Source organism: Streptomyces sp. CA-278952 (genome assembly GCF_028747205.1).
In the GTDB taxonomy this organism is placed as follows: Bacteria; Actinomycetota; Actinomycetes; order Streptomycetales; family Streptomycetaceae; genus Streptomyces.
The window spans coordinates 55,762-74,859 of sequence record NZ_CP112880.1 but is presented as its reverse complement, the minus strand read 5'-3'; the positions used below and the strand labels follow the sequence as shown (position 1 = coordinate 74,859).

Genomic DNA, 19,098 nt, shown 5'->3' with positions numbered 1-19,098 from the left:
CCAGGTCCAGGATGGCCGATCGATCTGGCCTGCGGGTTCGGGGGGCTCGACACCGAAACGCATGATTCTCCAGCGATTCGATCAGCCGTCAGGTGCGCCTGACGAGGGACAGGGACATAGGCACGACGGCATCCCACCGCGGCCCTGATACCGGGCGTACCGCCGTGGGGGTAAGGCCTGGGTTCGTGCAGGGGAATCATTTGGCGGGGGCCCGGGCGTCGGCGTCCGAGGCTGCGGCGGGTGCCGGCCAGGCGGCGATCTTATCGGTCACCGCTGAGGCGTGGGTGTTGAGGTGGAAGTGGCCGCCGGGGTAGACGGTCATCTCGCGGGTGCTCGTAGCGGTAGGTTTCAGCGGCTCTGTAGTCAGCACGGATCGAGGGCACGGCCATGCGCGGAGCCACCTCGTCGAGGCGACCGAGGCCCCCGGACCGTGCCCGAACAGCGCCGCGGCTCGTCCTGCCACGGGTCGATGACCTCGACGATGTGGTCGGCCAGTTCCTGCACCGTCTCCACGTACGGTTCGTACCCGCGGTCCTGCCTGCCCGGGTACTGCAAGGCCAGGGTCTCGACGCGCGGGGTGAGACGTTGGGAGACCGGGTGGAAGCAGTTCGCGGAGCCTCGCGCGTGCGGGAGGCAGAGCAGCCGGAGCGGTGCCTGGGGTGCGGGAGGGAAGGGGCGCACGTACAGGTCGACCGAGTTGCCCGTCGCCCCCTGATCCCGCTCGTGAAGGGCATCCCGCCGGTCCGCTCGCGCCGCGGCCGGCGGCGGCGCAAGCCCGGCAAGCACCACGCCGACAAGGGCTACGGCTACGCCCACCTGCGTCGATGGTTGCGCGAACGCGGCATCATCCACCGCATCGCCCGCAAGGGAGTCGAGTCCTCGCAACGGCTGGGCCGCCACCGCTGGACCGTCGAACGCACTATGGCCTGGCTCGCCGGAGGCCGCCGCCTTCACCGCCGCCACGAACGCGAAGCCGACCACTTCCTCGCCTTCGCCAGCAGCGCCTGCACTCTCATCTGCTACCGCAGGCTCACTTCCTGATTCGGCGGCGTGCTATCGGACGAACGGATGCGCATTACGCGCCCTCGACAGGCAGTCCCGCAATGAACTCCGAAAGATCGGACCCTTCGGGCGGCGCCTGCCCGGGCAGGAAGCGCTGGTAGTGGTCCGCTACGAGACGACGCAGGTCTGCCTCAGCCGATTCATCATCGCTGAGCTCAAGGGTGACCTGATGCGGCTCACCCGTCATACGCAGCGGTCTGGCCAAGGCGTCGAACCCCAAGGCGCACTCGTCGGGCACCTCCCACCATGCCTCGGCGGACGCTCGGTCCTGGAGGACGTACATGTGGTAGTCGTCATCGAAGAGGACCACGGGGCCTATCGGTGTAGTCACTCGTGGAGTATGTACCAGCCTCCACGTCAGATGGGCGCCGCAATAGCCTGAACCCTATGTTCATGCGCCAAACGAGATGGCTCCTATAGCCGGGCGGAGGGGCCGCCCGCTCCACGACGAAGAGCCCGTCAGCGTACTGACGGGCTCCCGCGGGTTTGCAGCTAACCTGCCATCAGGTCAGATCGTCGGCGTCTCGTCCATGATCTCCTTGTGCGGTTCGACGACGAACTTCCAGCCCTCGCTGGGCTCGAGGAACCGTACTCGCGTAGGGAAGATGTCCAGGGCGCGGCGGTCGCGGTTCTGGTTGTTCGCGTTCTTGCGTCCCCGGGCGGGCTCCTCGTACAGGTCGACCTTGACGTTCGGTACTTCGACGACTTCCTCGCTCCAACGCTGGACGATCCCCGCGCCGAATGCTTCCCGGGCCGCGGAATAGAGAGATTCCAAGGACTCCTTGCTTCCGCCGGGAACAAAGAGGGCCAGGTTCAGAAGAACGCCGGCACTCTGGAGAACCTCGATTGACTCCCCAGCCTTGTCCGCGATCCAGATCCCGCCCTCTTCGGCATTATCCGGAAGGAGGTGAATCTCCTCGCCGAATGCCGTTCGCACGATGAAGGACCCGCCCTCGAAACTCTTTCCCGGTTTCGTAAGGAAAGCTGGTGCGTAGCAGTCGGGGGAAACGCCATCCATACCCGCCAGGACGAAGACGCCGTCCTGCGGACCCAAAGCTGAAGTCTCCTCGGCTGTAAGACGCCGAGCCGTAAGCTTCTCAGTATTCACGCCATTCCCCTTTTATCGCGTCGTTCTACTAAACCATCAAGACTCTATCATGTAAAGGACCAAAGACGGCCCTTAGGTGCCCTATACCGGCAGGAAGCCGAACGCGGAGAAAGCGTTCGGCATATGGAACGTCTACAGTCTATACGTGGAGGCCCCGAAGGAATGGAGTCTATGTTGCTGGGTGGCAACTTCTGCCGAATGCAACTCGTCCTTTCAGGTTGCGGCGCTTCCCGCTCTGAGCCAAGGTCGGAGGCCGGCAGGTACGTTCGGGTGGTCGAGGGCGTGAGGCGAGTCGGAGAGGAGGGTATGAGCGGTGGTCGGATTCACGAGCGAGCGCACGGCTGATGAAGCGCTGGTATTGCCGCATTGGCTGGAGAAGCTTCATATGACGGACCTCAGTCGTGTTGTCGACTAACCGGCGGTCTGGGCGCCGATCCATCGGATCGCCGGGAGGTTGGACAAAGCGCCGCCTGAGCTGTTCGCGCCCGACTACGACCGGCGACTTGAAGCGGCTCGTCAGCGGTTGCGGCCGGAGGGCTGAGGGACTGGTTCGACCTCCTCATCTGGCAGTGGCGGGTTGGGGTTCGTGGGAGGTTTCGTCGCGGAGCATGGCGAAGAGGGCGTCCGCCATCAGCCACGAGGGCCTGCGCATCTTGCTTTGCGAGAAAAGACGTCTCCATTCGACGCCTGAACCCATGAACCTGTCAGTGGCGGGCGACCTGTAACCGCTACGGCGGAGTACGGCTCATGCCGCCGCGCTGGACCTGTCCCAGGACAAGCTCTACGGCCACGTCAGACCGGTCGAGAAGCGGATGCGGTTCCTGCGGTTCTGCCGCTAACTGCGCAGCCTCTATTTTGCACCGTGCGGATCGCGATCGTCAGCGGCGACTTCTTCCGCACCTGGCCGCGAAGGAGTGCCAGCGCGTCGGCACCGGGACAGCGGCGAATAGCGTCGATGTGGCATAGACCCCAGCCAACGGCTCCTGGCTCAACCACATCGAATCCCAGTTCACTGACCTGCGCTACCTCGCCCTCGACGGCACCGACCACGCCGACCACACGCAACAGAGCAGCATGATCCGCCGCTACCTCACTTGGCGAAACCGCTACGCCAACGACCAACGCCTACGCGCCGTCGTCGAGAGGGCAAACGTTGCCTGATCCGGCCCTGTTGGTGCCGTGGCATCGGGCTCGGCCTCTATAGTCCGATGCGCCGATGGGTGTACTGGGCGATTGTCCGCGCGCACGACGTTCCTGAGTGGTGGTCGGGCGAGGCTGGAAAGCACCGCCGACGTCGGTGGCCGGATCGCCTTCACCGTGAGCGCCAAGAGGAAGGACTTTCTGATCGACTCCGGTGCCGCACCGACTCATCCCGCATCCGCACGCACGGCTTCCGGGGCTATGGGCCGCGCAATGGGCGGCAGCTTGATCGTGGCGGTGGTCTCGGCGTCGGCAACGGCCTCGGACTTGTTCTGGCGGACGTCGCCGGAGCTGGTGCCCTGGCCGCCCGGCTGATCGCCGCGGTCCTGGTCACCGTCATGGCTGTGCCGTTCGTCCGGTGTGCGGGGCGCTAGCCTTGGGGTGCTTGGTTGGGCACCGGCGTGGAACGGTGGTGGGCGGTCTGGATCGGGTGCCCTGATCAGGCCGGTTCCGGCTGCCGGGCAACGGGCCTGGGTCCACCGCGTGGCAGGCCACCCGTCAGCTCGGTTGCAGTACTACGCCGAGAACGATCGGCGCTGGAACGGACGGAGCGTCAGGACGGCCCCGATCACCACTCCAAGACTCCCTGGGCATCACCGTTGAGTTCACCGTGCCGCGCCCGCAGCAGGCTATTCACCGCCGCCCGTGCCTCTCTGGTCCGCTCCAGCGTCGCGCGGACCTCCGGGTCCACGGTGTGCATCAGGGTGCCTTCACCCACGGAGTGGCGCAGGAGCTCGGCCCGGATCAGCCGATTGCTCTCGCGTAGATGCCCCAGCAGCCGGGAGCGGGTCCCGGCTGCCAGGACGTCCGCCTCCCCGGCGCCCCGGGGTGGGGCGCTCAGCTCGCGGGGCAGCTCGAACGAATCGTCCCGCAGATCGATTCCCGCTTTGTACGCCTCCTGGCCCAGCCGCACGGTCTCCTCGTCGAACCGCTCCAGATCCGTCGGCCGACAGGCGTCGAGTTCCTGGACGGCACGGTCCAGTGCGTCGAGCCAGGCCCGGCTCGTCACTCTGATCAGCAGTAGGCGGGCGGTCTCGGCCTCCCGCCAGAGCGCCAGCTTCTCGCTCTCCTGTTTCAGCGACTGGCGCCGGTGCAGCCGCAGTGGGCCGTAGACCCCGCCGAGGGCGGTGAGTCCAGCACCCACGAGTGCCCCGATCGCTCCATATAGTGCCCCGATGTCTGCCACACGTCCCCTTTCCGGAAGCGGGCGACTCGTTTGCAGAGTCGGCTAACTCGCCTCCGTGTCCGGTAGGTTGATCAGAGCGTACGTTGGCGTCCCCGTCGGCGGGAGGCCATGAAGGGGGCGGGCCGTGCTGAGAGCGCTCGGAGTCACATCCCCGCGGCAGATCGGTCCCTATACGGTGCTGGCCCGACTCGGCGGTGGCGGGATGGGCGATGTCCATCTCGGTTGCCGGGAGGGGGAATACCGGCCGGACGCGCTGGTGGCTGTGAAGACGATGCGCCCGCATCTGGCAGACGTCCTCTCCTTCCGTGAGCGGTTCCGGCGGGAGACGGACCTGGCCGGTACCGTACGGGGCCCCTGTTTCGCCGTGCCGGTGGCGGCCGACGCAGACGCCGACCCGCCCTGGCTGGCCACCCGCTATGTCGCGGGGCCCACCCTGGGCGCCGCCCTCCGGCGCGGCGGACCGCTGCCCGAGGACGCGGTTCGGGCTCTCGGCGCTGATCTCGCTCGGGCCCTTGGGGCACTGCATGCCGTGGGAATCGTCCACCGTGATGTGAAGCCGGGCAATGTGCTACTTGACCGCGACCGGGCGCTCCTCATCGACTTCGGTCTCGCCCGCACGCCCGGAGGCACCACCACCAGCGAGGGCGATGTACTGCTCGGCACACCCGACTTCATGTCCCCGGAGCATCTGCGGAACAGCCGGGGGGCGACCCCCCGGTCGGACGTGTTCAGCCTGGGCGCGCTGCTGTGCTTCGCGGCGACCGGTGCGAAGCCGTTCGGCAGCGGACCGGCCGCCGCCGTACAGCACCGGATCTCCGCAGGGCTCCCAGCGCTCGACGCGGTGCCCGACGGGCTCAGGGACGCCATCGGGCGCTGTCTGGACCCGATTCCGGACCGCCGCCCCCGGCCCGAGGAACTGGTGGAGTGGTGGGGCGCAGACGCCCGGTGGGCCGGCTGGCCGAACCCCGTACAGGAGCATATTGAGGAGTACCGGCGGGAGGCCAGGGAGGTGTGCGCACGGGAGGCGCCTCTCCTTGCTCCAGGGCCTCCGGAAGCGCAGGACGAGGTCGTGCCCCGATTTCCGGAGGCATGGAACGGGTGCCGGAGGCGGCGGGCGGCCCTGGCCCTGACCCTCGCGCTGGTGTCGGTGGCCGGCACGGGTATCTGGCTGTGGCGGGCCGGTCCCGAGGGGGGAGGTACGGACCCAGCCCCGGCCCAACCGGGTGGCGTGGCGCAGCCGGCCGGTGTCGACGACCGTGGCACGGCCGATTCCTCCCGCGTCCTGCCGCCGGGCCCCCGTGGCACCCCGGCAGGATGGCGGCCGTGGCGCGCCGGGCTCGCAGGGCCCGCGATGGGCTGCGCCGCCGGGGCGGAGGTGCTCGTCTGCCGACTCACGGACGGCACTTATACCGCGCTGGATCCCGCCCGGGGGCGGACGCTGTGGACCATCGGCCGGTACGACCCCGACACGTACGCCTCCATCAGTCCGACGGGCTCCACCGTCTACCCGGCAGGGAGCACCCAGCCGACAGTCCACGGCCGGTACGTCGTCCTCAGCACAGACGGCTGGCTCCAGATACGCGAGGCGCGCACCGGGAAGCTCCGCTGGGAGCGGGAAGCGACGGGTGCGCTCGCCGCCCGGTCCCGTCCGCTGGTCGGCGACGGCATGGTGTTCGCGGTGACCCCGCAGAAGAAGGCGGCGTCCAGCGCCACTCCCCACTTCGCGATGACGGCCTTCGCCCTGTCGGACGGCCGAAAGCTCTGGACGAGGACTCTCGCCACGGAGGAGCTCAGCCGTGCCCACATGCGGGACTTCGAGCCCGTCGCGTACGCCGACGGTCTGATCTACGCGCTGAGCAACGGCGGCCTCGTTTCCTACGACGGGCGTACAGGCGCCGCACGCGGCCAGGTGAGGAGCGAGGCCAAGGAGTGCGACGTGCTGGCGGTCGCGGGACGGACCGCGTTCTGCTCTCACCGGAAGGGCCAGGACACCGGCCCCGGCCGCCTGCTCCTGCACCGGCTCGACGCCGTCACCCTCCAGCCGGCCGGTCGGCCGATATCGCCGAAGGGGCCGCCGATGGGGGAACTCGCCCGGCTCGCCGCCGTCGACGACCGGGCCGCTGTCGTCCTCGACCCGGGCTCCGGAACGATGGAGACGGAGGAGGGGATGACGACTCCGGCAGTAGTCCTGCTCGATCCGCGCACCGGCGCGGAGCGCGGCCGGTATCCGCTCCGGCCCGGCGTGAGCTCCTTCCTCGGGCCGGCCGGCCAGGGCCAAGAGTTCACCGATCCGATGATCGTCGGTGATGCTCTCCTGTACGCGGACCATTCGGCCCTGCGCATCATTCCGTTGACGGCGGGCGGGCGTCCCGGGCGGGAACATGTGGTGCCGGTGAAAGGGGCGCCCGGCCCGCGCCCGGAGGACCGGTACGACCCCATGGGCGGAACCAACCTGGCGCGGGAGATCAGACCGCCCGTCATGATCCCGCTGGGGAACGCCCTCCTGATCGTCTACGACAAGGGGACCGTCGTCTCCGTACCCCTGCCGGAGTAGGCGGAGCCACTGTGCTGGAACCCTTTCCCCCGGATCGCCCGGCCCGGCAGGTCGGCCCCTACCGGTTACTCGGCCGGCTCGGTAGCGGCGGCATGGGCGAGGTACACCTGGCCTGCCACGCCACCGCCCTCACCGCCGACCCGGCGCGCATGGTCGCGGTGAAGACGATCCGCGGAGACCTGGAGCTGGACAGCCGGTTCCGGCGCCGTTTCGCCCGGGAGTACGCCGCCGCCCGGGCCGTCCGCTCCCCGTACACTGCCGCCCTGGTGGACGGCCGCGCCGACGACGAGGACCCCTGGCTGGCCACCACATACGTACCGGGCCCCTCACTCGCGGAAGCGGTCGGCCGGAGAGGGCCGCTGGATGAACCGGCGGTCCGGGCCCTGGGCGCGGCGCTCGCCGACGCGCTGCGCGGGGTTCACGCCGCCGGTCTGCTGCACCGGGACCTCAAACCCGACAACATCTTGCTCTCCGCCGACGGCCCCCGGCTCATCGACTTCGGGGTCGCCCGCGCGTTCGACGCCTCGGCGCTGACCCGGGCGGGGACGCCGGTGGGGACGAAGAGCTTCATGGCGCCGGAGCAGCTCGCCGGCAGGCAGAGTCTCACGGCCGCCACCGATGTGTTCTCGCTCGGCATATCGCTGTACTTCGCCGCGACGGGACGGAATCCGTTCGCCTTCATCCGGGAGGCCCGGGAGAAGGACGACCGGATCGCGGAGCTGCTGACGGATGTCCCGGCCGGACTACGCCCCGTGCTCACGCGGTGTCTGCATATACGCCCGGCCGGGCGGGCGACCCCGGAGTGGATCGCCGAGCAGTGGGCGGTGCCGGCCGGCGCGTTCCCCTGGGCGCCCGGCGTCCGGGCGCTGATCGCCGGGGATGAGGAGGCGGCCCGGCGGTGTGGCGCGGCGCTCATGGCGCCTCTGACGACCGCTGACCGGAACGCACCGGTCCCGCACTCGCCGACGCTGCAGGGCAACGCTATCCGGCCGGCGTCGGCGCAGCGAAAACCGCGCCAGGCGCTGCGCGCAGCGCTCAGGATGCTGAGCGTCACCGCGGCACTTCTGGTCGTCTCGGCCGACGAACCGGAGAAGCCCACGCCGAAGAAGCACGCCGCCGCCCTGCCCGCCCATCTAGCCCCGTACACAGGGGAGGGACGACCGAGGGACTTCGGGAAGGGAGCCGTGTCCCGGCTGCACCGCCCGGCGTACTGGTCCCCCTGGACCGGCCGTGCCCAGACGCGGACCGGGCCGTGCGCGCTCGACGGCACAGTCCTGCTGTGCGCGAGCAAGGGGGGAGCACTGACCGCCCTGGACGCAAATTACGGCCATACGCTCTGGTCGCACAGAGGTGACACCTCGGCAGCGGGAGCCACCGCCGCCAACCTCGGCGTTGTCGCGGGCGTGGCATACGTCAACGGCCCCCGGGGGACGGACGGATACCGCGTCCGGGACGGCGTCCGGGTCGCCCATCATGACCCGCCGCCCGGCCGCTACACGATGGGCGGTGCGGAGACGCTAGACGGGGTCATGTACTCCGTCTACGCAGGCCCCTTCAACGGCGACGGGACGGGGCTGCTCACGGCGCGAAAGCTGGATTCCGGAGACGAAGGACGAGGGGGCGGCGGACGAGAGCTGTGGCGCATTCCCGTTCCCGGCGGCCCCCAGCAGCCGCTGGTGGCCGGAGGCCGTGTCTACGTGCCACGGCTCCTCGAGGGGCTGGTCTCCTACGACGCACGGACGGGGGGCGACCGCGTCGACAGCGACGGCGTCTCCTGCGAGTGGGGGCAGGTGCGCGACGGCCGGCTGGTGTGTGTGGGTGCCGACGAGCGGGGCGGTGTGCACATTCTGGACGCGCGCACACTGAAGCGGCGTTCGCTGATAGGCCGGGGTCGCCATATGAGGTCCAGCCCCGCGCTCGGGCCCGGCGGCCTACTGGCGATCGGCGACGGAAAGACCGTCTCCCTGCATAACTTGGCCACCGGGCGGACCTTGTGGTCCGAGTCCGTGGAGTACCTGGATGGCAACCCCGGACCGCTGTACTTCGCGGACGACCGGCTCATCCTGGTCAACGGAGCGGAGATCATGAAGTTCGCCGTGTCGTCCGGGGAAGCCCTCACCGCGCAGTACCCCGGACCGAAGGACTGGGAGACGGATGAACTGCTCGAGAACGGCGAATGCCTCGCCGTCGGCGGGATTCTCTACGTCACCTTCTCGGACGGAACAGTCGTGTCCGGGTACCTCTAGTGACCTGGGTCAGAGGTTTGGCGTTAGTTGGTTATGAGTCGTCCGGGGCCGAAGATTCCGCCGTTGTCACTGACCGATGCTCAACGGGCTGTGCTGGCGGGCTGGGTGCGTCGGCGGACGACCGCGCAGGCGCTGGCTCAGCGGTCACGGATCGTGCTGGAGTGCGCGGACGGCCACTCGATCATGGAGGTGTCCCGTCGGCTGCGGGTTGCGCCGGACACCGTCCGCACCTGGCGGCGGCGTTCCCTGGAGAACGGCTTGGACGGCTTGTGTGACGAGCCCAGGCCGGGTGTCCCGCGGAAGATTACCGACGTGGATGTGGAACGAGTGATCGTCAGAACGCTCGAGGAGACACCGAAGAACGCGACGCACTGGTCGACACGCTCGATGGCCGCCGCGACGGGCATGTCGCAGTCGACGGTATCCAGGATCTGGCGGGCGTTCGCTCTGGCCCCGCACCGCTCGCAGACCTTCAAGCTCTCCACCGACCCGTTCTTCATCGACCCGTTCTTCATCCACAAGGTCCGCGATGTCGTCGGCCTCTATCTCGACCCGCCGGAGAAGGCTCTGGTTCTCTGCGTGGACGAGAAGTCGCAGATCCAGGCCCTGGACCGGTCCCAGCCGGTCCTGCCGATGATGCCCGGGGTTCCCGAGCGCCGAAGCCACGACTACATCCGCGCCGGCACCACCACTCTCTTCGCCGCCCCGGAAGTCGCGACGGGCAAGGTGATCGGATCGCTCCACCGCCGCCACCGGGCCGTCGAGTTCAAGAAGTTCCTGGCCAAGCTCGACAGGGAAGTCCCGGCCGGCCTTCAGGTCCACCTGATCCTCGACAACTACGCGACGCACAAGACGCCCGAAATCAAGAAGTGGCTGCTGGCACAGGGTGCCCCGGAACTCTTCGCTCCGTTTACCCGCCACATTTAGGTCTAGACCTTTCTTCGTCGGTGGTGGTCTTCCGGTTCGGAGGTCCAGCTGCCGGGGCGGTCGCGATTGTGCGCGGGGATGGGCCAGAGGGGGTTGGCGCGCCTTCTGTACCCAGGTCAGGGGAGCGGGTTCTGCAGATGCTCCTCCGGGGCCAGTGTGCTGCCCCGCTCGAACTCGGCCTGGTAGCGGGTTTCGCCCAGCGCATCCCTGACCCGGGTGGTGATGCGGTCCACGTCGAAGCGCTCGCCGCCCCGCAGGGGCGCCTGGACCGACTGCCTGGCCGCCGTGGCCGCCCCGAGCAGGCGGGCGGCGTGCTCGGAGTGGCCGGCCAGCGACTGGGCCCCGGCCAGGCCCTCCAATGCCAGCGCCACCGCCCGCGGGTTCCCGGTGTCGCGGGCGGCGGCGTGAGCGTCCAGTTGCAGGGCCAGGGCGGCCGGGGCATCGCCTCGGGCCTCCGCGACGAAGCCCAGCTCGGCCAGGATCACCGAGGGCCTGGCCGGCTCGTAACCCATCTGGCGGTGCAGGTCGAGCACCCGGGTCAGATGCCGCTCGGCCGCACCGAGGTCTCCCGCCCGGCGCGCCCCGAGGGCGAGGCCGATCTCGGCATACTGCTCCCCGAAGCTGTCCGACTGCCCGGCAGCGAGCCGTGCCGCGCGCTCATGGAACTCCTCGGCCCGAGGCAGGTCCCCGGTCAGCAGCGAGACCCGGCCGAGGCCTGAGAGCTGGAAAGACGCCTGCGGCCAGAGCCCCAGGTCCTCCGCCATCCGCAGGCCCTCCCGGTACAGCCGCCCGGCCCGCTGGTAGTCGCCCACGGTTTCGGCCAGCGTCCCGAGCGGCACCGATGCCTGGAGCTGCCCCCACTGGTCGCCCAGCTCACGGAAGAGCGCGAGGCTCTGCTCGCCGTCCCGCCGCAACGCGTTGAGGTCGCCCCGCTGATTCGCGTGGAAGGTCCGGCTGCCCAGGGCCGCCGCCATACCCCAGCGGTCGCCGAGCGACCGGAAGGTGGCCAGCGCCCGGTGGACCAGCTCCTCGCTCGGCCCCACGTCGCCGATCCCGTAGAGGCTGGACCCGAGGAACCACTGGGCCCGCGCCCGCCCGCCCGGATCGTCCAGCTCCTCGTACGGCCGCAGCGCCGTGCGGTACTCCGCCACCGGGTCGCCGACGCCGCCGAGCACCAGCTTGAAGCCGCCCAGCAGGGCCGTGGCCTTGGCCACCGCGGCCGGCTCCGCCCCACCGAGGGACAGCGCCACGGTCAGAGACCGCTTCGCCTCGTTGCTCCGGCCGCGCAGGTACCAGTACCAGCTGAGGGCGTTGGCGAGACGCAGCGCGCAGTCCGCGTCGCCGAGCTGCGCCGCGTAGTCGAACGCGGTCCGCAGATTCGCGGTTTCGGCGTCCAGGCGATGCAGCCACTGCCGCTGGCCGTGGCCCCGCAGATGCGGCTCGGCGCGCTCGGCCAGACCGGTGTAGTAGTCGCAGTGCCTACGCCGGAGGTCCTCGTACTCGCCCTTCTCCACGAGGCGTTCGATGCAGTATGCGGTGACCGATTCGAGCAGCTGGTACCGGGGCCCGTCCGTCCCGTCGGTCATGACCACCAGTGACCAGTCCACCAGCCGGGCGACGACGTCGAGCACCTCCGTACGGTCCAGGTCCTCCGCCGCGCAGATTTGCTCGGCGGCGTCAAGGGTGCAGCCGTCGGCGTGTACGGCCAGCCGCCCGAGCACCACCCGTTCCTGGTCGCCGAGCAGCTCCCAGCTCCAGTCGATCACGGCCCTCAGGGTGCGCTGCCGCGCCGGGGCGCTGCGCGCGCCCACCGCGAGCAGATGGAACCGGTCGTCCAGGCGCGCCGCCAGCTCACGTACCCCCAGCGCCCGCACCCGGGTGGCAGCCATCTCCAGGGCCAGCGGAATGCCGTCGAGGCGCCGGCAGATCGAGACGACCGCCTCGACGTTGCCCGCGCCGAGTACGAAATTCGGGGCCGCCGCTGTCGCCCGCGCCACGAACAGCTCCACCGCGCTGTACCGGCGTACGGACTCGGGGTCGAGCTCCGCCGTGGGCTCGGGCCCTCGCAGCGGCGGCACCTCCTGGAGGTATTCGCCGGTGATACCCAGGGGCACCTGACTGGTGGCCATGATCCTCAAGGCAGGCACGGCCTTGAGGAGTTGGTCGGTCAGCTCGGCGACCGGGCCGACCACATGCTCGCAGTTGTCGAACACCAGCAGCGCCGGCCGCTCGCCCAGCGCCTGGGCAACCCGGATGGTCATCGAGGGCGCCGCGCCCCCGGACCCCGGTCCCGAGGCCGTGTCGTCCCGGACCCGGAGAACCGACCCGAGCAACTCGTGCACCGCGACCTGCGCGGCGGCTGCACCCTTCCCCCGGTCGGCGCTCGACGGGGAGGGGTCGAGCGCACCGAACTCGACTAGCCGTACGCCGCCGGGGAACTCGGCTCCGACCTGCGCGGCGGTCGATAGCGCCAGCTGTGTCTTGCCCACCCCGCCCGGACCGATGAGCGTGACCAGCCTGTTCGCGCCCAGCACCTCCCGGAGCTCGCCGAGCGCCTCGGCCCTGCCGATCAGGCCGGTGAGGGAGGTCGGCAGGTTCGTCGGCGGGCTGGCCGCGGCAGTGTCGGGTTCGGGGGCGGTCAGCGCCGCGTCCTGGGTGAGGATCGACTGGTGCAGGGCCGCCAGCTCGGGGCTGGGGTCAAGACTCAGGGTTTCGGCCAGGTGTTTACGCAGGTCGGCGTAGCTGCTGAGGGCCGCACTCTGCCGGCCCGCACGGTAGAGCGCCCGCACATGAGCGGCGCGCAGCCGTTCCCTGAGGGGGTGCAGGTCCACCACCTCACCGAGTTCGTCGGCCACCAGCGCGTGTTCACCGAGGTTCAGCCGGGCCTCGGCCTGCTCCTCCAGTGCGGTCAGCCGCTGTTCCTCCAGCCGGTCCCGCGCGGGCCGGGTGAACTCCTCGTCGGCGAAGTCGGCGAAGGCGGGCCCCCGCCACAACGCCAGCGCGTCCGCCAGCAGGGCGGCGCGCACCCGGAAGTCCTCGGCCGCCCGCGACCGTGTCATCAGGTCGTGGAACCGGTCTGCGTCCACCGCGTCGGCGCCCGCTCGCAGCTGGTATCCCGGCGAGTGGGACACCACGAGGTCCCGGCCGCCCGGCTCGGCGTCCTCAAGCGCCCGCCGCAGCTGCCACACCTTGTTCTGGAGCACGCCTGCCGGGTTGTTGGACGGCCTCGTGGGCCATAGGTCGTCGATCAGCCTGTCCGCGGAGACCGTTCGTCCCTGGTGGGCCAGAAGGCAGGCCAGCAGAGCGCGGACTTTGAGCTCCGGGATCCGGACCGGTCGTCCGTCCCCCGTCCACACCGCCAACGAACCGAGAACCCCGAAATACATGTGATCACGCTAACCCAGCGCAGCGGGCAAGAACAGGACGATCCTGGTCCGGCGGTCGGCCGGGACCGGCCCGTGAGCACCGACGTCCCACGCCGCCGGGGTGCCGCTGGCGAGGGGCCCGAGCCCGCGGCGGACCGCGCGGAACGCACGGGAGGACTCCGGCCGGACCGTGCGGTCATGGGCCGGCGTCCTCCCTCTGGTTCCCGGTGCCTGGTTTCCCGTTCCCGCCGGAGGGCTCAGGTGGTCGAGAGCGAGTCCTCGGCCTTTTCCTCCTGCTCCTTCGGAGCGGTGCCGGACGGGACGGCCCCGCGGCTCTCGCGTAGCAGCGTGAACGCGAAGGTCGCGCTGATCGCGGTGACGACGGCGCAGGCGATGCCGATCGCGTTCAGCCCGCTGGCGTAGGCGTCCGATGCGGCGGCCAGCAGGCTGTCGGCGGCATCGGACGGCAGTTCGCGAGCGGCCTTGAGCGCGCCCTCCATGCTTCCCTCGGCGGAGTCGGCCGCGCCGGACGGTGTGCCGTCGGGCGCGTCGAGCGAGTTGCGGTAGACGGCGGTGCCCAGGCTGCCGAGTGTGGCGATGCCGAGTGCGGTGCCCAGGTCACCACTGATGGAGGAGAGCGCCGCCGCGGAGCCGCCACGCTCCGGCGGGACAGACCCGACGACCAGGTTGGTGCCGAGCGCCCCGAAAGTGCCGACGCCGATGAAAGTGATCACGAAGCCGGTGATCAGCAGCGGCATCCCGCCGACCGGGCCGACGAAGATGAGGAGCACGTAACCGATCATGCCGATCAGCAGGCTCACCCCGATGACGGTGCTGAGCGGGTGCTGCTTGGCGAAGATCGGCGCCAGCTGCGCCGCGAGGATCGACGCGATGGCCGCGGGCACCATCCACAGGCCCGCTTCCAGCGGCGAATAGCCCTCCACCATCTGGACGAACCCGGTGATGAACAGGTACCCACCGCCGGTGCCCAGCATGGAGACCATGAGGATCAGCAGTGCGGCTGTGAACGCGCCGGTCTTGAAGAGCTTCAGGTCCAGCAGCGGATCGTCGAGCTTGTTCTGGCGTGACAGGAACACCGCGCCGACCGCCAGGCCGAGGACGATCGAGAGGACCGGCACCAGCTCGAATCCGTAACGCGCGAGCTCCTTCAGGCCGTAGATGATCGCCAGGATCGACACCAGCGACAGCAGGACGCTGAGCAGGTCGATCTTGCCGGCGTTGGGGTTCTTGTACTCCGGCAGGACGAGGGGAGCGACGATCAGCAGCACCACCATGACGGGCACCCCGATGAGGAACACCGAGCCCCACCAGAAGTACTCCAGCATCGCGCCGCCGACGACCGGCCCGAGTGCGGTGCCGCCCATGAAGCAGCTGGCCCACACCGCGATGGCGCGGCCACGCTGGTACGGGTCCTCGAACATGTTGCTGATGAGGGCGAGGGTGGACGGCATCAGGGTGGCGGCGGCGATGCCGAGCAGGGCGCGGGTGGCGATCAGACCTTCCGCGCTGGTGGAGTAGGCGGCGGCGATCGAGGTGATGCCTACGGCCGTCGCACCGATCAGCAGCAGCTTGCGGCGGCCGATCCGGTCGCCCAGCGTTCCCATGGTGATCAGGAAGCCGGCGATCAGGAAGCCGTAGATGTCCATGATCCACAGCGTCTGGGTACCGGTGGGGTTCAGACCCTCGGCGAGGTGGGGCAGGGCCAGGTACAGCACGCTCTGGTCGAGGGAGATCAGCAGGGTGGGCAGGGCCAGCGCCGCCAGTCCCACCCATTCCCGCGCCCCGGCCTTCCGGACCGGGGCCTCGGGAGCATTCGATGACATGGCTTTCCTTTCTTGGGCCTGGTACGTGATCAGGCGTGGTTGCGTACGCGTATGGCCGCGGGGCCCAGGGCGTGTCCGGCGGATCAGGACCGGACACGCCCTAGCCCGGATACGGCTGCCGGGCGCGGGCGTCGCTCAGGACGTGGCCCCACCAGGCGAGTTGGTCGAACATGGTCGTGGCCGCCGCTGCACAGCCCTCGGGGTCCGCGGGCCGGCCCTCGGCGTCGAAGTGCTCCTGGTAGTTCGGGAAGCAGACGGAGTCCCGGACGGTGACGCTGTGTAGCCCGGGAAAGATTCCCCGCAGGTCGGCCACCGCGCGCAGCCCGCCGGCCATGCCGCCGTAGGAGACGAAGGCGACCGGCTTCGCCTTCCACGCGTCGACGTACCAGTCGATGGCGTTCTTCAAGGAGGCGGGGAAGCTGTGGTTGTACTCCGGTGTGACGATCACGAACGCGTCCGCCCTGTCCAGCCAGGGGGCGAGGTCGATCACGGCCTGCGGCAGCGGGCGGTCGAGACTCTCTGGCAGCACGTCGGGCAGCCACACCTGGGCCAGGTCGATCACATCGACGTCGAAGTCGTCGCGCTTGGCCGCCTCGGCGGCGATCCACTGGGCGGGGACGGGGCCGAAGCGGCCGGCGCGGGTACTGCCTATGAGTACGGCCAGGTTCAGTCTGCGTTCCCGCATCACGGTTCTCCCTCGGGCTCGGGTGCCTGCACCTCATACGGTGCGCCGTGCCACTCGTGATGCACTCTCGGTCCGTTCTCGGTTCCCTCTCGGCCCGGATATCGCTGCGTCGCGCAACGCGGAACGGGGTGCGGGATCGATCCCGCACCCCCGCGGTGATGACCGGCGCACGTCAAGGTGTGGCAGCAGCGGATCAAGATGAAATCCCGACGCCGACGGAGGTCGATCTCGTCGCGGCGCATATATCGCCCGCTGGCCGAGCAGATGCCTCGCCGGGCCGTCATGGTCTGGTCGGACACGGGCGCTGTCGTGCGGCAGGCGCAACCCCAGCGCGCACCGTGGCCGTCGGCCGCCGCTGCCCGGTCTGCCGGGCCGCCTCGTGCAACCACGCTGACTGGGGCATCTCTTCTGTCGGTATCGGGGCGCCCGTCACTGAGATTCACCGGGGGGACTGCTTCGCCGGGGGCAAGGCGCTCCGGCCGGTCAGTGCGGAGCGTGCTCGTGCCGAGCTGGCCGACGGTGTCCGGGCCTGCGGGGTGTGCCGCCCGGACACCGTGCTCAACAAACCGTGACCACCCGCGCCCGGCCGCGCTGGACAGGGCCGTGGGTAGGGCGTGCCGTGCGACGTCGGAGCCTGCGCTCAGAGGGCCGGCGTGGGGTTCTGTGCGGTGTCGAGTCGGTCGAGTGCCCGGTACAGGGCTTGGATCAGCCGGGCCCGGTTCTGCACTTTTGCGGCGGTGGTGCCGGGGCCGGTCGAGAGGCGGTTCACCGACTCCCGCAGCACGACCCTGGTCAGCGGGCGCAGTTCGCTGTCCGCCGACAGGGTCTCGAAGCGCTGCCGGCTGTCGGCGGCCACGCAGTGTGCGTGGCCGGTGAGCTGGAGGCCGATCTGCGCACAGTCCGCCGCCCGTACGCCTGCCGGGTTCGGGCCCCAGGCCAGGACGGCGGCGACGAGCGCGAGGTACGGGTCACGGTCCAGCGGCAGCCCGCCGGTCACCGCACCCGAAGGGTCGTACACCACGGTGCCCCTCATGCCCTCAGCTCCGCCGGTTCGAGGCCTGCCTGGAGTTCGGCGGGGTCGGTCGCGGCGACGAACAGCCCCTGCTCCAGCAGCCAGGCGCGCTCCCCGTCCGAGTCCGCCGCACGGTAGGCGACGTGTGCGAAGGACGGGACCACCACTCCGTGGACGAGGCGGCCGGCTGCTGCGGCTCGTACCCGCTGCCACCCGGCCCGCATGGCGGGGGACCGGTCGAGGGGCCCGCTGTCGGCGACCGCACAGCCGACCGGGACGACCCAGCCCCGGTCCTGCGCGTAGGCGGCGAGGTCATCGAGGACCAGGTGCTCGACGCCCCGCAGTGGCGCCACCGCCTACAGCGCCACCGCGTACAGCGCGACCGCAGGACACGGCCCGACGACCGGCGCTGTCCCGGCCGCCGGGTCGCGGTGGCTTCCGCCCGGCAGGTTCGGCGACGGCAACCAACTGGTGCGGCGGCTCGGTGGTGGCATGGTGCTCTTCCGATCGCAGTGTGGTGACTGATGGCCCTCTCCTAGACAACGCCTTCACGCACGGGTGGGAGCAGGGCAGAACGCGGGCAGTTACCTGCTGGGAGGCGGACAGTTTTACCTGCGCGGACCAGATGCCTGGACTACCGTCGCCGTCTCGAACAGCAGCCACCGGGGGCCTGATGGACACACCGACCAACACCATCCTCACCGTGCTGCTGCGCGAGTACGGCTACACCCACCGGTCCCTGGCCGACGAGGTCAACCAGGCCTCCGGACGCATCTTCGGACGCCCCGGGGCGGCCACCGACCGGGACGTACGCCGGTGGATCTCCGGCACCGTACGGTGGCCCACTCACCGCTACCTTCTGCCTCTCGCCGAGATCTTCGACCGGCCGCCCGAGGCCATGGGATTCGTGCCGCGCGGCCGCACCAGCCGCCTGCCCGCCCCACCCTCCTCGGTGCGGCCAGGGCAGGAGGAACCCGTGAAACGCCGCGCATTCCTGACCGCGTCCACCGCCGCGACCCTCACCCTCGTGCTGCGCCTGGAGGAGACCCCGGTGCACGGACGCCTCACCATGACGGACGTCGACCGCATCGCCACGACCATCGGCCGACTCGACGCCCACTTCACCGCGATCGGCGGCGGCGCCCTCCTCACCGTCGCCACCGCCTACATCGACCACCTGCGCGAAACGGCCGACGGCTGCACCTACGGCCCCGCGTAGAGCAGGCCCTGCACGGCGCGATCAGCGGCCTGCACTCCTCCGCCGGATGGGCCGCCTACGACTCCGGCGACAAGATGGCTCTACGTCTGCGGTACGAGACGCAGCCGGTAAGTGGCCATCACCCGGGACCTGCCAAGAGACCTGGGGCAGGCCCTGGCTGACCGGGGTGCCGTCATCGGACGACAGTTGGCCATCGAGATATGCGCTACGGCCGTCAGACGAGCTTCCACACGGGGGTGTAGTGAGACAACATCGCCGCTCCGGGTGATACCGGGACCGTGGACCGTGCAGCGCCTGGGCCAGAGCCCTGTACTGGTCCGGGTCCATCCGGGCCTGGAGAAGCTGACATCGACCCCCTCGGGGCCTGTGAGCTCCTCGGGCATGTCGTGCGCCTCGCGTCGGGCCGCGACTCGTACAGCGCGACCGCGTCCGCCTTGAACTGCGGCGGATAGTTCTTCATCACCACGAGATGTCCGTTCACAGATCCTCAGGATCCAGTGTCTCGTGTGTCCAACATTAGGGGTCAAGGCCCGGCTAAGCAGGTGCGCCAGCACGGTGATATGACCCTTTTTTGGGGGGACGAGTGTGTAGCCGTTGAGTGCTGGAGTCGTCGGGGCAGCGATGATCCGACGGCGTGCTTGGCCGGGCCGAGCACGCCGCACCGCCCAGGCGGGTGGGCCTCCGTCCTCT

15 protein-coding genes and 2 pseudogenes are annotated in these 19,098 nt (G+C 70.0%); 7 read left to right on the top strand and 10 right to left on the bottom strand.

Going from position 1 to position 19,098, the window contains the following annotated elements; genetic code table 11:
• Window positions 1-196: 196 nt before the first annotated feature.
• Window positions 197-322 carry a hypothetical protein gene (locus tag N7925_RS00290; RefSeq protein ID WP_274342645.1) on the bottom strand — a complete coding sequence of 42 codons (126 nt, stop codon included), beginning with the start codon at window positions 320-322 and terminating at the stop codon, window positions 197-199.
• Window positions 323-363: 41 nt separating this feature from the next.
• Window positions 364-681: a thioesterase II family protein gene (locus N7925_RS00285; RefSeq protein WP_274342644.1), complete on the bottom strand. Its 318-nt coding sequence runs from the start codon at window positions 679-681 to the stop codon at window positions 364-366.
• Window positions 682-720: 39 nt separating this feature from the next.
• Here N7925_RS00285 and N7925_RS00280 point away from each other — a divergent pair.
• Window positions 721-1,041, top strand: a pseudogene (locus tag N7925_RS00280) (transposase); the annotation flags it as partial.
• Window positions 1,042-1,075: 34 nt separating this feature from the next.
• On the opposite strand, the gene N7925_RS00275 reads toward N7925_RS00280, so the two are convergent.
• The gene (locus N7925_RS00275) at window positions 1,076-1,393 is read right to left on the bottom strand and encodes a hypothetical protein (protein WP_265597454.1); all 318 of its coding nucleotides are present in this window, start codon (window positions 1,391-1,393) and stop codon (window positions 1,076-1,078) included.
• Between the two features lie 177 nt (window positions 1,394-1,570).
• Entirely contained in the window at window positions 1,571-2,170 is a 600-nt protein-coding gene (locus N7925_RS00270) for a hypothetical protein (protein WP_265597453.1), read from the bottom strand.
• Window positions 2,171-3,403: 1,233 nt separating this feature from the next.
• On the opposite strand from N7925_RS00270, the gene N7925_RS00265 reads away from it, so the two are divergent.
• The gene (locus tag N7925_RS00265; protein ID WP_274342643.1) at window positions 3,404-3,685 is read left to right on the top strand and encodes a hypothetical protein; all 282 of its coding nucleotides are present in this window, start codon (window positions 3,404-3,406) and stop codon (window positions 3,683-3,685) included.
• A gap of 253 nt (window positions 3,686-3,938) precedes the next feature.
• On the opposite strand, the gene N7925_RS00260 is transcribed toward N7925_RS00265, so the two are convergent.
• Window positions 3,939-4,514, bottom strand: a complete 576-nt coding sequence (locus tag N7925_RS00260) for a hypothetical protein (protein ID WP_274342642.1) — start codon at window positions 4,512-4,514, stop codon at window positions 3,939-3,941.
• Between the two features lie 166 nt (window positions 4,515-4,680).
• On the opposite strand from N7925_RS00260, the gene N7925_RS00255 reads away from it, so the two are divergent.
• The 3 genes and pseudogenes from N7925_RS00255 to N7925_RS00245 all read left to right on the top strand — a co-directional run.
• A complete protein-coding gene (locus tag N7925_RS00255; RefSeq protein WP_331615078.1) occupies window positions 4,681-7,110 on the top strand; it encodes a protein kinase domain-containing protein in 2,430 nt (809 codons plus the stop codon).
• An 11-nt stretch (window positions 7,111-7,121) separates the two neighbouring features.
• The gene (locus N7925_RS00250; protein WP_274342641.1) at window positions 7,122-9,356 is read left to right on the top strand and encodes a protein kinase domain-containing protein; all 2,235 of its coding nucleotides are present in this window, start codon (window positions 7,122-7,124) and stop codon (window positions 9,354-9,356) included.
• Window positions 9,357-9,389: 33 nt separating this feature from the next.
• Window positions 9,390-10,271, top strand: a pseudogene (locus tag N7925_RS00245) (IS630 family transposase); the annotation flags it as partial.
• A gap of 128 nt (window positions 10,272-10,399) precedes the next feature.
• On the opposite strand, the gene N7925_RS00240 reads toward N7925_RS00245, so the two are convergent.
• The 3 genes from N7925_RS00240 to N7925_RS00230 form a co-directional block, all read right to left on the bottom strand.
• Window positions 10,400-13,669: a BTAD domain-containing putative transcriptional regulator gene (locus tag N7925_RS00240; RefSeq protein ID WP_274342640.1), complete on the bottom strand. Its 3,270-nt coding sequence runs from the start codon at window positions 13,667-13,669 to the stop codon at window positions 10,400-10,402.
• Window positions 13,670-13,905: 236 nt separating this feature from the next.
• On the bottom strand, window positions 13,906-15,492 hold the full coding sequence (locus N7925_RS00235) for an MFS transporter (RefSeq protein WP_274342639.1): 1,587 nt from the start codon (window positions 15,490-15,492) through the stop codon (window positions 13,906-13,908).
• 100 nt (window positions 15,493-15,592) lie between these two features.
• Window positions 15,593-16,177, bottom strand: coding sequence for an NADPH-dependent FMN reductase (locus N7925_RS00230; RefSeq protein WP_265597446.1), 585 nt, complete (start codon window positions 16,175-16,177; stop codon window positions 15,593-15,595).
• Window positions 16,178-16,236: 59 nt separating this feature from the next.
• Between N7925_RS00230 and N7925_RS36135 the strand changes: the two genes are divergently transcribed.
• A complete protein-coding gene (locus N7925_RS36135) occupies window positions 16,237-16,749 on the top strand; it encodes a DUF6233 domain-containing protein (protein ID WP_360731925.1) in 513 nt (170 codons plus the stop codon).
• Window positions 16,750-16,817: 68 nt separating this feature from the next.
• On the opposite strand, the gene N7925_RS00225 is transcribed toward N7925_RS36135, so the two are convergent.
• Entirely contained in the window at window positions 16,818-17,210 is a 393-nt protein-coding gene (locus N7925_RS00225; RefSeq protein WP_274342638.1) for a restriction endonuclease, read from the bottom strand.
• The gene (locus N7925_RS00220; protein ID WP_274342637.1) at window positions 17,207-17,542 is read right to left on the bottom strand and encodes a hypothetical protein; all 336 of its coding nucleotides are present in this window, start codon (window positions 17,540-17,542) and stop codon (window positions 17,207-17,209) included. The genes N7925_RS00225 and N7925_RS00220 overlap by 4 nt, the downstream gene beginning before the upstream one ends.
• Before the next feature lie 320 nt (window positions 17,543-17,862).
• On the opposite strand from N7925_RS00220, the gene N7925_RS00215 reads away from it, so the two are divergent.
• Complete coding sequence (locus N7925_RS00215; RefSeq protein ID WP_274342636.1) at window positions 17,863-18,408, top strand: hypothetical protein; 546 nt, start codon at window positions 17,863-17,865, stop codon at window positions 18,406-18,408.
• Window positions 18,409-19,098: the final 690 nt, after the last annotated feature.